This window comes from Kitasatospora sp. NPDC088346 (assembly GCF_044740765.1).
GTDB lineage: Bacteria > Actinomycetota > Actinomycetes > Streptomycetales > Streptomycetaceae > Kitasatospora.
In genome coordinates this window covers 57320-71684 of record NZ_JBIURH010000005.1, presented here as the reverse complement: position 1 = coordinate 71684, position 14365 = coordinate 57320, and the positions used below count along the sequence as shown (strand labels likewise).

The following is a 14365-nucleotide window of genomic DNA, read 5'->3' as shown; positions in this document are numbered from 1 at the left end:
CTTTTTTACATGTTCAGGACAGGATCCGTCCAGGGGGCCTCGTACGGTGCGAGGATGACGCGGCGGCCGGGAAACGCACCGCTCTCCGGCGCGAGATCAAGCACGGGCTCCGGGATCACTCCGCCCCCCCCGTGAACCGGCAGGCCCACCAGTGCGTCTCGGCCGACGGCCCGACCCTGCTCCACCTGGAGGAGTTCTGCCGAGCCGCCGACTCACCGCACGCCGGGCCGGGCCGCCGCCCGGTACTGCGAGGGCGCGCAGCCGTACGCGGCCCTGAACCGGTGGGCCAGGTGCGCGTGGTCGGTGAATCCGGCCGACGCGGCCACCTCGGCGAGCGGCAGCGACGTCCGGCTGATCAGCTGGGCCGCCACCCCGAGCCGGACCGCCAGCAGCTCGGCCTGGAAGCCGGTGCCCGCCCGGGCGAGCTCGCGCTGCAGCGAGCGCGACGAGCAGCCGAGCCGCTCGGCCGCCTGGGCCAGCCGCCAGGCCCGGCCGGGGTCCTGGGCGATCCACCCGCGGACCGCCGTCGCCGGACCGACCTCCGCGACCGGCGCGCCCCGGGTCCAGAGCAGCCGCCAGCCCACCACCGGGACCGGCGGACGGGTGCGGGCCGCGGCCGGCGGCAGGTCGCCGCCGTCGGCGGACAGCAGCCGGACCTCCGGGGGCCGCCCGACCACCGCCGCCGCGCCCGCCGCGTACAGCGCGCAGACGAACAGTGACTCCGGCAGCTGCGGCGCGCCGCCGAACCGGCCCGTGTGCCGGACGGTCAGCCCCCGGTCGTCGAGCACCGCGCCGGTCCGGTGGCCGACGTGGAACCAGGGCTCCACCAGGGCCGCCCGGGCGGTCAGTTCGGCGAGGCCGTCGGCGGTCGCGAGCTCGGCCAGCGGCGGTGGGGCGTCCGCGAGCAGCCGCTCGGCCGCGCCCGTCAGAGCGGCCGGCCCCGCGGCCCAGAGCTCGCCCAGCAGCCGGGCGTGCAGCCGCTCCGGCACCGGGGCGCCCCGGTCGAGCAGCCGTTCGGCCTCGGTGCCGGCCGCGGACCGGCCGCCCGGCCGCCCCGGCGCCGACAGCACGGCGCGGACCATCGCCGGGTGAACGCTCCGGCCCCGGTCGGTGCTGTCTCGCCGCATGGCGTGATCGTACAAGCGCACCGCACCCGAGCCCCGCCACCATCGGACGCGTGGACTTCAACGCACGACGCACCCTCATCACCGGCGGTACCGCCGGAGTCGGCCTGGCCCTCGCCACCGCCCTGACCGCCCGCGGCGCCCGGGTCGCCGTCTGCGGCCGCAGCGCCGACCCCACCCGCAGCGCCGGCGCCTCCGGTCGCGGCCCGCTGGAGATCGCGGCCGACCTGGCGGTACCCGGCGAGGCCGCCCGGGTCGTCGCCGAGGCCGCCGATCGGCTCGGCGGCCTCGACCTGGTCATCGCCAACGCCGGTGTCCAGTACCCGAGTCCGCTCACCGCGGGACCCGGGCCGCAGGTGCTGGACCGGGCCCGTACGGAGATCGAGGTCAACCTCGCCTCGGTGGTCGAACTGGCCGCCGCCTGCTGGCCGCACCTCGCGGCCTCCCCGCGGGCCGCCTTCGTGGCGGTCGGCTCCGGCCTCGGCTACGTGCCCAAGCGCAGCGCGCCGGTCTACTGCGCGACCAAGGCGGGCCTGCGCGTCCTGCTGGAGGCGCTGCGCCACCAGGCCGCCGTCGAGACCCCCGGTGTCCTGGTGCAGGAGGTGGTCCTGCCGCTGGTGGACACCGCGATGACCGCCGGCCGTGAGGGGCCGGCCCGCAAGCTCAGTCCGGAGCAGGCCGCCGAGGCCGTCCTGAACGGGATCCGGCGCGGTCGCCCGGTCGTGCCGGTCGGCGCGGCCCGGCCGCTGCTCGCCCTGCTGCGGGTGGCTCCCGGTGTGGCCCGGCGGATCCTGCGCGACGGCTGAACGGGCCGGCGCCGGAGCCGGTGCTGCCGCACCCGATGCCGCCGAACGGGCCGCCGCCGCACCGGCCTTCGGCCGAATCGGGGGTGCGGCGGCCGGCCCCGCGGTGTTGGATGGACGGATGACGGATGCCGCCCTCGCTCGCCTGCACCACGCCGTACGACGGACCCGGGAGCTCACGGCGGGCCGGGCCGCCACCGGCCTGGGCCACCAGGCCGCCGACGACACCCTCGGGACCTTCGCCACCGACGGCGCGCACGGATTCGACCCGCTCCCGCTGCTGGGCGCCCTGCACCGGGCGGGCGCCCGGGCGGTGGTGATCGGGCAGGTGGCCGGAATCCTGCACGGCTCCACCGAGCTCACCGGTGACCTGGACCTGCTCTGGGACGGGGACGCCGCGCAGGCGGACGCGTTCGCCACGGCGTTCGCCGAGGTCGGCGCCCGGGTCCACGACGAGGACGGGGTCGAACTGCCCACCGGCGCGGACGCCTTCCGGCTGCGCAAGCTCGACTTCTCCTCGCCCGCCGCGGGCGGTGACTGCTGCACCACGCGCCTGCCCTGGGGGATCCTGCCGGTCGAGGACTTCCTCGCCCGCGCGCTGACCGCGACCGCCCCCGACGGCACCCGGGTCCACTACCTCCGCCGCGAGGACCTGATCCTGATGCGCCGGGCGATCGGCCGTCCCAAGGACCTGCGGCGCGCTGCGGAGCTGGAACGGCTGTGACCGGTGTGGGGCGCGGCACGCGGTGGCCCCCTTGTGCCGCTGTCCGACGGCCCGTTAACTCGCAGTGCCAGTAGACGGGGTGCCCGCGCGCAGGGCGGGGGCCCGACCGGAGGAGAGGACCACGTCCGTGGTGCAGCAGCACACCGACCAGTACATCGACGGGGCCTGGCGGCCCTCGCTCGCCGAGGCGCGGATCGAGGTGCTCAACCCGGCCACCGAGGAGCTGGTGGCCACCGTCCCGGCCGGTGGCGCGGCGGACGTCGACGCCGCCGTCGCGGCGGCCCGGGCGGCGGCCCGGAGCTGGGGCCGGACCACCAGGGAGGAGCGGCTGGCGCCGCTGGGCCGGCTGTGCGACGGGCTGGCCGCCCGCCGTCAGGAGATCGCCGAGACGGTGGTCGCGGAGCTGGGCAGCCCGATCAGGTTCGCCACCGCCGTGCAGGCCACGCTGCCGCTCACGGTGGCCCGTTCCTACCTGGACGTCCTCGCCAAGTACGAGTTCGAGGAGCAGGTCGGCAACTCCACGGTGTACGCCGAGCCGGCCGGTGTGGTGGCGGCCGTGACGCCGTGGAACTACCCGCTGCACCAGATCGTCGCCAAGGTGGTGCCCGCCCTCGCGGCCGGCTGCACCGTCGTCCTCAAGCCCGCCGAGTACACCCCGCTGGTGGCCCGGCTGTTCGCCGAGCTGGTGCACGACGCGGGCTTCCCGCCCGGGGTGTTCAACCTGGTCACCGGCGTCGGCACCGAGGCCGGCGCGGCGCTCGTCGAGCACCCGGACGTCGACCTGGTGTCGTTCACCGGGTCGACCGCCGTCGGCCGGGCGATCGGCGCCGCGGCCGGCCGTGGCGTCAAGCGGGTCGCCCTGGAGCTCGGCGGCAAGTCCGCCAACGTCGTCCTGCCCGGCGCCGACCTGGCCCGCGCGGTGAAGGCGAACGTCGCTAACGTCCTCGCCAACTCCGGCCAGACCTGCACCGCCTGGACCAGGCTGCTGGTCCACCGGGACCAGTACGAGGAGGCCGTCGCGATCGCGGCCGAGGCCGCCGCCGGGTACCTGCCGGGCGACCCGACCCTCCCCACCACCCGCCTCGGTCCGGTGGCGAGCGCGAGCCAGCGCGATCGCGTCCGGGCCTACATCACCGGTGCGGTGGCGCAGGGCGCCCGCCTGGTCGCGGGCGGCGCGCAGGCGCCGGAGGGCCTGGAGCGCGGGTACTACGTCCGGGCGACGGTGCTGGCCGACGTCACACCCGGGATGACGGTGGCGCAGGAGGAGGTGTTCGGGCCGGTGCTCTCGATCCTCGCCTACCGCGACGAGGAAGAGGCCCTGGAGATCGCCAACGGGACCGACTACGGCCTGGCCGGCGGCGTCTGGGCCGCCGACAGCGAGACCGCCGCCGCCTTCGCCCGCCGGATGGACACCGGGCAGGTGGACATCAACGGCGCCCGGTTCAACCCGGCGGCCCCGTTCGGCGGCTACAAGTCCTCGGGGGTCGGCCGCGAGCTCGGCCGGCACGGGCTCGCCGAGTTCCTCCAGACGAAGTCGCTGCAGTTCTGAGTTCTGAGCAGGTCGCGCGGCGCGGCCCCGGCAGGTCCCGGGCCGCGCCGCGCGCGTGCGTCGCCGCAGCTCGCGGCCGCGAGAGCGCTTCACGCGTAGAGTCCGCCGGGAGTCCGCCGGCCGCCCCGGGGACCGGCCGGCCGGACCGTCGGTTCCGACGTCCGGCGCCCGGGCGGGCGGTGCGCCGTTGGTGGATAACCACAGTTCGACAAGGCGCTGGCGGAGGTCGCCGCCGGCACGGCCGCCGCCGACCTGAACGACTACCCGGTGGCCGAGTACAACACCAAGTCCCCCGACCGCGGCGGCAGGTTCCAGCCGGCCGGCGGCTACCTCCAGCCCGGCCCGTACGGCATCACGCTGAACAAGGCCGGTACCGGGCTGCAGTACGCCCTGGCCAAGGCGCTCGAACAGTTGATCCGCAACGGCGAGTACGACAGGCTGCTCGCCAAGTGGAACGTCCAGACCGGTGCCGTCACCAGCGCGGTCCTCAACGGCGGCCTGTAGGGCCTGTCCGGCCGACGGTGGCCGGGGCGACCGGGCGGGAGCAGCTCAGGACTCGGGCAGGGCGTCCAGGTAGACCCAGCGGCCCTCGTACCGGCGGAAGCGGCTGTTCTCCTCCATCGAACCCGTCTCGCCCCGGTCCGTGAAGTGCGCACGGAACGACACGGTGCCCTCGACGTGGAACGCCCCGCCGTCGGTCCGGCCCAGGATCTCCAGACGCACCCACCGGAGCCGGCCGTCCAGCTCGACCTCCGGCGGCCGGGTCTCCGGATCCCAGCTGCGCATCAGGTAGGCGGCGTCGTGGACGGCGAAGGCGCTGAACCGCGACCTCATCAGCTGTTCGGCCGTCACCGCCTCGGCCTCGCCGCGGTGCAGCCGCCCGCAGCACTCGCGGTACGCCGCGGGCAGCCCGCACGGGCAGGGCGAGGCCCCGGTGACCGGTGCGGGCCCGGGCCGGGCGGGGGTCTTCGGGCGCTTGGCGGTACGTCGACTCATGCCCGCCATTGTCCCGGACGCGGGGAGCCCGTCCGTCCACGTCGGGCCCGCAGGGGTCGCGCGCCGCCGGCGTCCGGCGCTCAGCCCTCGAGGGCCAGCCGCAGCCCGAAGCCGGCGATCACCGTGCCGGTGACCCGGTCCAGCGTGCGGCGCGCGGACGGCCGCCGCAGCCAGCCGGACAGCGCCTGCGCGAAGCCGACCAGCACCGCCGACCAGAGCAGGCCGAGCAGGATGTGGACGCAGGTGAGCAGCACACCCGTGGTGAGGTGCGGCGCGCCCGCCGGGATGAACTGCGGCAGCACGGCGACGTAGAACACCCCCACCTTGGGGTTGAGCAGGTTGGTCAGCGTGCCCCGCCGCCAGCCGTCGCCGACCCGGCCCCGCCCGGTCAGCAGCTCGGCGTCGTCCGGAACGGGACCGGGCCGGTGGCGCCAGGTGTCGTACAGCATCCGCGCGCCCATCCACAGCAGGTACCCGGCTCCGGCCCAGCGCAGCGCCTCGTACGCCAGGTGGGAGGCGGTCAGCAGCGCGGTGACGCCGAGGGAGGTGAGGGTGCCCCAGATCAGCGTGCCGGTCTGGATGCCCAGCACCACGCCCCAGGCCTGCCGCCGCCGGCCGAGCGCGGCCGTGCGCAGGATCAGCGCGGTGTCCAGACCGGGGGTGAGCGTGAGGAGTCCGACGACCAGGGTGAAGGACCACAGTGCGGTGCCGAGTGCCATGGGGCACAACACTAGCGTTCGGGTCGGTCGGCGGGGCGGCCCCCCGTGTGGCATCCCGGGCCGGTGCGGGTGCTCCGCGCAGTATGGGGTGGTGTCCCCCTTCAACCTGAGCTCGGCCTTCATCACCTTCTTCGCCGTGGTCGGCCCGCCGAAGGTGCTGCTCTCCTTCGCCCACGTGGCCAAGGAGCGCACCCCTCAGGAGCTGATCCGGGTCGCGGCGGTCAGTTCGGCCATCGCCGCGGTGCTCGGCGTGGTCGTGGCGTACTCCTCGGACTTCCTCACCGACTTCTTCCACATCGGCGACGAGTCGCTGAAGCTCGCGGGCGGTCTGATCTTCACCGTCTACGCGATCGCCCTGGTCCTCGGACTGCACCTGGGTGCCTCGCAGGACGGCGGGGCGCTGCCGAACCAGCTCGCCGAGGGCGTCCGCGAACTGCTGCTGCCGTTCGTGGCGAGCCCGCTCGCCATGACCGCGGTGCTGGTCGAGACCATCGGTGAGAACGGTTGGGGCTGGAACACCACCATCGCCGTCGCCTACACCGCCGTGGTCGCGATCGACCTGGTCTGTGTGATCCTGCTCGCCCCGGTGCTGGGCCGCACCCACCAGACCTCGCTGGAGGTCCTCTCCCGGCTGCTCGGCCTGCTGCTCGCCGCGGTCGGCGTGGAGCTGTTCCTGGCCGGCCTGGTCAGTCTCGGCGTCCCGATCGGCGAAGCCCACTGAGCCGACGCGGCGGTCGCCCGGCGTGGGTGGCCCGGGCGGGGTGGCCGCCTCCGGGGGCCGGAGGCGGCGGGGTGGGCGGTCAGTTCACGGATCTGGTGATGACGTCGTCGTACGCACTGTCGTCGAGGAGCCCGGTGTCGGGGTCGACGGGGGTGGCGCCGACGTGGTCCTCGACCGATCCGTCCGGCCCGGAGCCGCGGTCCGAGACCTGGAGGTGACGGCCGTGTGTATACGTCTTGATCTCGCTGGGAGCGGTGTCAGGTGTCATGACCCCATGCTGCCGCCGACTGCTCGAAGAGCGCTGGTCCCGGGCCGGATACTCGGCCGTCCGGGTGTACGGGGACGCCGCGGCCCGGCCGCGCGGGGGTGGTGGTCGGCCGGATCCGCCCGGGGAGGCGGACCCGGCCGGCCGGATCACGCTGGGCAGGTGCCCGTGTTCCAGTCGACGGTCGCGGCGGCCTGCGAGTAGCGCCACTGCGGCGCCAGCAGGTCGCGGTCCAGCTGGGCGGCGGCGGTCCGGTCCTCGACGATGTAGCCGAAGTCCTGCAGCCAGGCCGGGTAGAGGTTCTTGGAGCCGATGTAGAAGGCGGAGCCGTCCACCGAGACCAGCTTGTGGTGCAGGGCGTAGGGGTGGCCGTCGGCCCAGGTGGCGGCGGAGGAGGAACGGAACGGGGCCAGCTGGAGGTTCTGGCACATCACGGCGCGGGCCTTCGCCGCGTCACCGCCGTTGAGCGCGGTGAGCCGGGACTTGAGGGTGTCGCTGACCTCGGCGAGCGACTTGATCTGCGAGTAGCCGCCGCTGCCGACGGTGCCCCGGTTGGCCGGGTCGCTGACCACGATGCGGACCTTGACGCCGGCCGCGAGCTTCCCGGCCAGCAGGTCGTACAGCCGGATGTCGTAGCGGGGCAGCGGCGGGCAGGTGCCGTTGACGTCCTGCTGGGAGATCTCGATGTGGCTGTCGGCGCCGGCGATCAGCGCGCGCAGCGCATTCTCCTCGGGGTTGACCGTCTCGTAGTCCCGGTCGGCGTTGGTGTTGTCGTGCAGGTTGACCGGACCGCACTTGGTGTCGGGGGCGGTCGCCGGAGCGGGGCGGTAGGCCGAGGACGGGTCCTTGTCCTTGATGCCGACGCCCAGGCCGCCGACGGCGATGACCGGCACGTTGCCGGTGGCCGGGACGGTGGCGGGGTTGAGCTCCCGCTCCAGCGACGGCCGGCAGGCGGCGCCGTTGGAGGACGCGAACCAGGCGTTGGCGAACACGCCGGTGTTCTGGCAGGTCCAGCCCCAGAGGGTGTCCAGGTAGCGGCCCGCGGAGGCGGCGGCGGGGCCGTTCAGCGCGAGGTCGACGTCGGTCACCGGGTGCTTGGTGTCGAGGTAGTCGTCCTTCCACCCGTTGATGCCGCCGGTGATGACGCTGCGCCCGTCCACCAGCACGATCTTGGAGTGGTTCCAGGAGAAGGCCGTCCGGGAGGTGGTCATGGAGGCCACGGTCAGGGTGACGCCGCCGGCGGCGCTGCCGAGCTTGGCGACGAGCTCGTCGCGGTAGCTGGAGGGGAGCACGTTGGCGTTGTAGAGCGGGGCCGCGCCGACCAGGATGCGGACCTGGAGACGGTTGCCGGCCGCGACGGAGGCCTTGAGCCCGGCCACCACCGCCTCCTCGAAGCCGCCGTTGGGGAAGGGGGCGAGGGTGGAGATGTCGACGGTGCGGGTGGCCCCGGCGATGTCGGCGGTCATCCGGTCGAGGAGCTTGCGGGTGCCGGGCCGGTCGGTGCAGGCGGCGTCGCCCCAGCAGCCGGGGGTCTGCAGCAGCCAGCCGGCCGGGTCGTCGGCCGGGGTGGTGAAGCTGTTGCCCTCGGTCCGCTGCCAGACCGATCCCTCCAGGCCGGGGGAGACCTGACGCAGGGTCTGCTCGATCGCGTCCAGGTGCGGGGTCGCGCCGGTGCCGGCCGCGGGGGCCGCGAGGGCGGGCGCGGCCGGCAGCGCGGAGAGCAGTGCGGTGAGGGCGGATACGGCCACCGCGGAGCGGGTGAGACGGCCGGGGCGGCTGGTCCGGTGAGGGATCACTGGGCGTTCCTTCAAGGAATGGTCGGGGTTCACCTGCGGGACGGCATGAGATTACCCGAAAGTAATATGACGCCAGATCAGGCCACTGCAATGCGCCAACCTGCGGCCGTGAAGCCGATCACAGGATCCGCCCGTCGGCCGAAGATCTTTCGGGATTCCCGGTCGCGCGACGAAGGATCTTTAGGTGGGTGGCGCATGTGGCCACAGAAACTGTGGTTCCTTGACTGGTTCAAGGTGCAACATCGAGCGCGCGGTGTCCGGAAAGTCGATCATCCGTCCGACCCCCGCCGATCGGCCGTTCCGGATCCTCTGGTGATCTTGAAAGCATGAGGCGGCGGTGTGGCGACCGCTCACTCATTCCTCACTTCTCACTCAGGGGGTACTCAGCCATGTCCGAAAACAGGCCCAACGCGACCGAACTGACCCGGCGCCGGATGCTGCAGGGCGCGGGCGTCGCGCTGACCGCGGCCGTCGGCGTCGTCGTCCTCGGGGCCACCGGCCCCGGCGACAGCGCGGCCGTGGCCGCCGACCCGGGCGCCGGGGACCGCTTCGACGAGCAGTACCGCGGCCGCCGGATCCAGGGCGGCCCGACCGCCGGCACCGGGCACCACCACCACGACGTCGGCTACCAGGTCCGGATCGACGGCCAGGAGCTGCACATGATGCGCAACGCCGACGGCACCTGGATCAGCGTCATCAACCACTACCAGACCCACCAGACCCCGCGGGCGCTCGCCCGGGCCGCCGTCGACGACCTGCAGGGCGCCCAGCTCGTCCCGCTCGCCCTCGGCTGACCTGCCACCGACCCCACCACCCTGGACCGAACCGGAGGACGACCCATGGCGATACGCAAGAACCAGGCGACCCTGACCGCAGCCGAGAAGCGCGACTTCGTCGACGCCGTGCTGGAGCTCAAGCGGCTGGGCCGCTACGACGCCTACGTCAGCACGCACAACCAGTTCATCATCTCGGACACCGACCGCGGCGAGCGCACCGGCCACCGCTCGCCGTCCTTCCTGCCCTGGCACCGGCGCTACCTGCTGCAGTTCGAGCGCGACCTGCAGAGCATCAACCCCGCCGTCAACCTGCCCTACTGGGACTGGACCGCCGACCGCACCACCACCGCGAGCCTGTGGGGCTCGGACCTGATGGGCGGCAACGGCCGCTCCCGTGACGGCCAGGTCACCACCGGCCCGTTCGCCGGCGGCACCGGCCGCTGGACGCTCTCCGTGCGGCCCGACAGCCGCGACTTCCTGCGCCGGGCCCTCGGCGCCGGCGTCGCCCAGCTGCCGACCCGCAGCGAGGTCGAGTCGGTGCTCAACGTCGCCGTCTACGACGCCGCCCCCTGGAACAGCTCCTCGGACGGCTTCCGCAACCAGCTGGAGGGCTGGCGCGGCGTCAACCTGCACAACCGGGTGCACGTCTGGGTCGGCGGCATGATGAGCACCGGCATGTCGCCGAACGATCCGGTGTTCTGGCTGCACCACTGTTTCATCGACAAACTCTGGTCGGAGTGGCAGCGCCGCCACCCCACCCAGAGCTACCTGCCGACCGGCGGGACCCCGGACGTCATCGACCTCAACGACAGCATGAAGCCGTGGAACGACACCACCCCGGCGGACATGCTCGACCACAGCGGGCTTTACACGTACGACACCGGCTTCTAGCCCCTCAGCCGGCCGGGCCGACCGGTCGTCCTGCGTGACCGGACCGGTCGCCCGTCCCGCCGTCCCGCCGTCCCGCCGTCCCGCCGTCCCGCCCGTCCAGGCCGGCACCCGGTGCCCGCGCTCCGCCGCGGGCACCGGGTGCCGGCCGTCTCCGGCGCGCGCCGGGCGCCCGGCCGGGTACGCTCCGGGCCGCCCGGGCGCGGCCGACGGGCAAGGTCCGCGCCGCTGTGCTTGGCTCGACGGGGTGGACGGACCCGCCGGCCGGGGCCCGGCCCCTGGGTGTCGGCGGCCTCCGCCCCGCACCCCAGGTGACCGACCAGGAAGGCCCCATGGAAACCGACGCTCTGACCGTCTCCGTCCTCCGCGACCTCCGGGCGCCGCGGCCCTATCCGGCGGTGTCCCTCACCCTGCCCACCCACCGTCGCGAACCCGACAACGCCCAGGACGCGGTGCGGCTGCGGAACGTGCTGGCCGAGGCGGTCCGCCGGATCGAGGAGGACCCGCAGGTCTCCCGGCAGGACCGGATCGACCTCAAGGCCCGGCTGGAGCGTGCCGCGGGTGAGGTGGACCTGCGCCACTCGCTGGACGGGCTGGTCATCCTGGCGACCACCAGGGACCACCAGCTCTGGTCACTGGCCCGGCCGGTGCCCGAGCGGGTGGTGCTGAGCGACACCTACCTCACCCGGAACCTGGTGGCGGCCAAGGCCCAGGCCCGCCCGTACTGGGTGCTGGCGGTCGCCGCCGACCGCGCCACCCTGTGGAGCGGGGTCGGCGAGTCGCTCCGGGAGGACCGCACGCACGGCTTCCCGCTGGAGCCCGAGCCGCTGGACTTCGACCCGGAGCGCCAGGAGCGGGTCGGGGACCAGCCCAGTACCTTCAGCGACGAGGAGACCCGGCGGTTCCTGCGGACCGTCGACACCGCGCTGGCCGCCGTGCTGGCCGCCGAGCCCCGGCCGTTCCGCCTGGTCGGCCTCGCCCAGGCCGTCAGCCTGCTGGAGGAGGTCGGCACCGCGGTCGCCGGCGCCTCGGCCACCGTCCGCAAGGGCGGCCTGGTGGACGGGCCGGCGCGGGTGCTGCTCCAGGAACTGGCGCCGACGGCCGAGGCCCTGCGGTCGGAGCAGCGGCTGCGGGTCGGCAAGCTGTTCGACGAGGCGCGCGGCCGCAGGCTCTTCGCGGCCGGCCTGGACGAGGTGTGGGAGGCGGTCCGCGAGGGCCGGGTCGAACTGGTCGCGGTGGAGGAGCAGTTCCAGGCCACCGTTCGGCTGGCGGACGGGCACCTCGCCCCGGTGCAGGGCGAGCCGGGCCCGGGGTCCTGGGAGCAGGGGGTGCGCGAGGACATCGTCGACGAGCTGGTCGAGGCCGCGCTGGACAGCCGGTCCGAGGTGGTCTTCCTGCCGGCCGACAGCCTCGCCCAGCACGACCGGATCGCCGCGGTGCTGCGGTACTGACCCGCCGCCCGACGGGCCGCCCCGGACCGGGTCGACGGTCCGGGGCGGCCCGTCGTCAGTTCCCGGCGCCGAGCGCGTACAGCCCCGGCAGGTTGACCACGACGGCCTCCTGGGTGGAGCGGGCGATCACCACCACGGCCTCCTCGTCCGGGTCCGGGTTCTCCTCGCGGTGCGGGACGAACGGCGGGACGAAGACGTAGTCGCCCGGCCCGGTGCGCAGCCGTACCTCCTGCGGCTGCCCGGAGGAGTCGTCGACGAAGACGAACTCGGGGTGACCGCTGACCACGTGGATGGCGGTCTCGGACTCGCCGTGGTGGTGGTCGGAGGACGCGGTCGCGGGGGCGACGTGGGTCTGGCCCATCCAGAGCTTCTCCGAGCCGACGGTGCCGCCGCTGATCGCGGCGAAGCGCCGCATGCCGGCGGTCTGCGCGGTGCCGCCGTCCAGCGTCCCGGCCCGCACGTGGTGCAGGCGGGCGCGCAGCGGGGTGCTGGCGGCGGGCCCGTGGTCGTGGTCGGGCAGGTGGGGGTGGAAGCCCGTCCCGGCCTCGGTGCAGCCGGCGCCGGGCTCGCCGTCGGCCGGGGGAGTGTGGCTGAGGGCGGTGGACATGGCGGCTCCCGGTACGGGGTCGGACGGAGGGGCCCGGACCGGGGCGTGGCAGCCCGGCGCGGCCCGGTGGATGTGACTGGACGCTAGGGCCCGGCCGGAAAGGATGTCAAGAGGTGTCCTTTCCGACGGGCGCCCCGGGGTGGGGACTTGAAGCGCGCGGCGGCACGGGGATACTCGTCCCCATGCATATTTCCGCGAAGGCGGACTACGCCGCGCGCGCGTTGGTCGAACTCGCCTGTGACACGGCCCGTCCGCTCACCTGTGAGGCCATCGCCTCCTCCCAGGGGATCCCGTTCCGGTTCCTCAAGTCCGTGGTCGGCGACCTCCGGCGGGCCGGCCTGGTGCGCAGCCAGCGGGGCTGCGAGGGCGGCTACTGGCTGGGCCGGGCCGCGGTGGAGATCACCCTGCTGGACGTGGTGCGGGCGGTGGACGGCGACGTGATCACCCTGCGGGGGGAGCCGCTGGACGGCCTGGACTACCCGGGGCCGGCCGACGGGCTGCCGGCGGTCTGGCGGGAGATCGAGGACCGGGCGACGGCGGTGCTCGCCGGGACCACGGTCGCCGCCCTGCTGGCCGCGTCGCCGATGCCGCCCGCGCCGCAGGCCGGGGCGGGCGCGACCGCGCGGGCGGCCGCGGCCGTCGGGGTGCCGGCATGACCGGTGCGTGGCTGGAGGTCGTCGAGTACACCGACCCGCTCTGTCCCTGGGCCTGGGGGTCCGAACCCAAACTCCGGCTGCTGCGCGAGGAGTTGCGGGGCGTCGCGCGCCACCGCCGGGTCTTCGGGATGCTCTTCGACGAGGACGACGACCCCGCCCCCGACCCCCGCGCCGAGGCCGCCTGGTACGCCCGGTACGTGGAGGGCATCACCGCCCACACCGGTGCTCCGCGCGCCGCCGAGCTGCGCAGGGTGGCCGCCGGCAGCCTGCCCGCCTCGCTCGCCTCGGCCGCCGCCGAGGCCCAGGGCCCCGGGCCGGCCGAGCGGGTGCTGCGCAGGCTGCGGGAGACCGCCTTCGTGCTGGGGGATCCCGCCGACACCCCGGAACGGGTGCTGGCCGCACTGCACGGTGTCCCGGGGCTGGACCTCGGACGGCTGCGCGCCGACCTCGGCTCGGCCGCGGTGCGGGACCGGATCGACCGGGACCGGGCCGAGACCCGCCGGCCGGTTCCCGAGGTGGTGGGCCTGCGGGCCGACGGGCCGCACCCGGGAGCGGCGAAGGAGACCGAGGACGGCCACCGCTACGCGCTGCCGACGCTGCTGTTCGGCGGCCCGGCCGGGCGGCGCGCGGTGCCGGGCTGGCGTCCGCTGCGGGAGTACCTGGCGGCGGCCCGCGCGGTGTGCCCGGGGCTGGTGCCGCAGGGCCGGCCGCCGTCGACGGCGGCCGGGCTGCTGGAGCGCCACCGGAGCCTGTTCGAGAGCGAGTTGGCCGGGGTGCCGGGCGAACTGCCCGAGGGCACCCTGCGGGTGGGGACCGGGAACGGGACGCTGCTGCTGCACCCGACCGAGCGGTCGGGCTCGCCGCTGGTCTCCCGGTGCGCGCCGCCGGTTTCCCCGGCGGGGCCGCCGGACCGTTCCTGAGCAGCAAGGATCGTGCGTGGGCGGCCGGTTGTGGGGCCGTATCGCCGAATGAGACACCTTTTTGTGTCCATTGACAGCGGGGGTCGGCTCTCGCCAGGATGAGCGCATGCTCTCCACGCACCCCAACGTGGTGTGCCGCTACGTGGATCTCCGGCGCACCAGCAGCGACCTCTGTCGCTGAGCGTCCCCCCTCGGGCGGCCCGACCGCCCCGCCCGTCCCCGCCGCCGTGCGGCCCGACGGGCCCGCTGCCGCCCGCCCTGCGGGCCGGCCCGCCTTCCGCCCCGACCGGTGGCCGTGCTCTCCCCTCGGATCCGAGCCGGCCGCCCGCCTCCCCACGCCCTGAACCGTCGGCGCACGCCGACGCCGCGC

16 protein-coding genes are annotated in these 14365 nt (G+C 74.9%); 10 read left to right on the top strand and 6 right to left on the bottom strand.

Annotation, left to right across the window (positions count from 1 at the left end):
• Positions 1-212: 212 nt before the first annotated feature.
• On the bottom strand, positions 213-1127 hold the full coding sequence (locus tag ACIOFR_RS09700) for a helix-turn-helix transcriptional regulator (protein ID WP_400994191.1): 915 nt from the start codon (positions 1125-1127) through the stop codon (positions 213-215).
• 50 nt (positions 1128-1177) lie between these two features.
• On the opposite strand from ACIOFR_RS09700, the gene ACIOFR_RS09695 reads away from it, so the two are divergent.
• The 4 genes from ACIOFR_RS09695 to ACIOFR_RS09680 all read left to right on the top strand — a co-directional run bounded on the left by ACIOFR_RS09695 (position 1178) and on the right by ACIOFR_RS09680 (position 4704).
• Complete coding sequence (locus tag ACIOFR_RS09695) at positions 1178-1930, top strand: SDR family NAD(P)-dependent oxidoreductase (RefSeq protein ID WP_400994189.1); 753 nt, start codon at positions 1178-1180, stop codon at positions 1928-1930.
• A 118-nt stretch (positions 1931-2048) separates the two neighbouring features.
• Positions 2049-2651, top strand: a complete 603-nt coding sequence (locus ACIOFR_RS09690) for a hypothetical protein (RefSeq protein WP_400994186.1) — start codon at positions 2049-2051, stop codon at positions 2649-2651.
• 130 nt (positions 2652-2781) lie between these two features.
• Positions 2782-4200 carry an aldehyde dehydrogenase family protein gene (locus tag ACIOFR_RS09685; RefSeq protein ID WP_400994711.1) on the top strand — a complete coding sequence of 473 codons (1419 nt, stop codon included), beginning with the start codon at positions 2782-2784 and terminating at the stop codon, positions 4198-4200.
• A gap of 267 nt (positions 4201-4467) precedes the next feature.
• The gene (locus ACIOFR_RS09680) at positions 4468-4704 is read left to right on the top strand and encodes a hypothetical protein (protein ID WP_400994184.1); all 237 of its coding nucleotides are present in this window, start codon (positions 4468-4470) and stop codon (positions 4702-4704) included.
• Positions 4705-4749: 45 nt separating this feature from the next.
• On the opposite strand, the gene ACIOFR_RS09675 is transcribed toward ACIOFR_RS09680, so the two are convergent.
• Entirely contained in the window at positions 4750-5196 is a 447-nt protein-coding gene (locus tag ACIOFR_RS09675) for a YchJ family protein (RefSeq protein WP_400994181.1), read from the bottom strand.
• Positions 5197-5276: 80 nt separating this feature from the next.
• Positions 5277-5915 (bottom strand): LysE family translocator, encoded by a 639-nt coding sequence (locus ACIOFR_RS09670; RefSeq protein WP_400994179.1) that lies wholly within the window; start codon positions 5913-5915, stop codon positions 5277-5279.
• A 91-nt stretch (positions 5916-6006) separates the two neighbouring features.
• Between ACIOFR_RS09670 and ACIOFR_RS09665 the strand changes: the two genes are divergently transcribed.
• Complete coding sequence (locus tag ACIOFR_RS09665) at positions 6007-6636, top strand: MarC family protein (protein ID WP_400994177.1); 630 nt, start codon at positions 6007-6009, stop codon at positions 6634-6636.
• 79 nt (positions 6637-6715) lie between these two features.
• Here ACIOFR_RS09665 and ACIOFR_RS09660 read toward each other — a convergent pair whose 3' ends face one another.
• Positions 6716-6904, bottom strand: a complete 189-nt coding sequence (locus tag ACIOFR_RS09660; protein ID WP_400994175.1) for a hypothetical protein — start codon at positions 6902-6904, stop codon at positions 6716-6718.
• A 146-nt stretch (positions 6905-7050) separates the two neighbouring features.
• Positions 7051-8697 (bottom strand): phospholipase, encoded by a 1647-nt coding sequence (locus tag ACIOFR_RS09655; protein ID WP_400994173.1) that lies wholly within the window; start codon positions 8695-8697, stop codon positions 7051-7053.
• Between the two features lie 389 nt (positions 8698-9086).
• Here ACIOFR_RS09655 and ACIOFR_RS09650 point away from each other — a divergent pair, with 389 nt between their 5' ends.
• From ACIOFR_RS09650 to ACIOFR_RS09640, 3 genes are all read left to right on the top strand, one after another.
• Positions 9087-9491 (top strand): tyrosinase cofactor, encoded by a 405-nt coding sequence (locus tag ACIOFR_RS09650; RefSeq protein WP_400994170.1) that lies wholly within the window; start codon positions 9087-9089, stop codon positions 9489-9491.
• 45 nt (positions 9492-9536) lie between these two features.
• Positions 9537-10364 (top strand): tyrosinase family protein, encoded by an 828-nt coding sequence (locus ACIOFR_RS09645; RefSeq protein ID WP_400994167.1) that lies wholly within the window; start codon positions 9537-9539, stop codon positions 10362-10364.
• 329 nt (positions 10365-10693) lie between these two features.
• Entirely contained in the window at positions 10694-11812 is a 1119-nt protein-coding gene (locus ACIOFR_RS09640; RefSeq protein WP_400994165.1) for a chemotaxis protein, read from the top strand.
• A 55-nt stretch (positions 11813-11867) separates the two neighbouring features.
• On the opposite strand, the gene ACIOFR_RS09635 is transcribed toward ACIOFR_RS09640, so the two are convergent.
• Positions 11868-12419, bottom strand: a complete 552-nt coding sequence (locus ACIOFR_RS09635; RefSeq protein WP_400994162.1) for a cupin domain-containing protein — start codon at positions 12417-12419, stop codon at positions 11868-11870.
• A gap of 182 nt (positions 12420-12601) precedes the next feature.
• Here ACIOFR_RS09635 and ACIOFR_RS09630 point away from each other — a divergent pair, with 182 nt between their 5' ends.
• Both ACIOFR_RS09630 and ACIOFR_RS09625 read left to right on the top strand, forming a co-directional pair.
• The gene (locus ACIOFR_RS09630) at positions 12602-13075 is read left to right on the top strand and encodes an RrF2 family transcriptional regulator (protein WP_400994160.1); all 474 of its coding nucleotides are present in this window, start codon (positions 12602-12604) and stop codon (positions 13073-13075) included.
• Positions 13072-13995 carry a DsbA family protein gene (locus tag ACIOFR_RS09625; RefSeq protein ID WP_400994157.1) on the top strand — a complete coding sequence of 308 codons (924 nt, stop codon included), beginning with the start codon at positions 13072-13074 and terminating at the stop codon, positions 13993-13995. The genes ACIOFR_RS09630 and ACIOFR_RS09625 overlap by 4 nt, the downstream gene beginning before the upstream one ends.
• Positions 13996-14365: the final 370 nt, after the last annotated feature.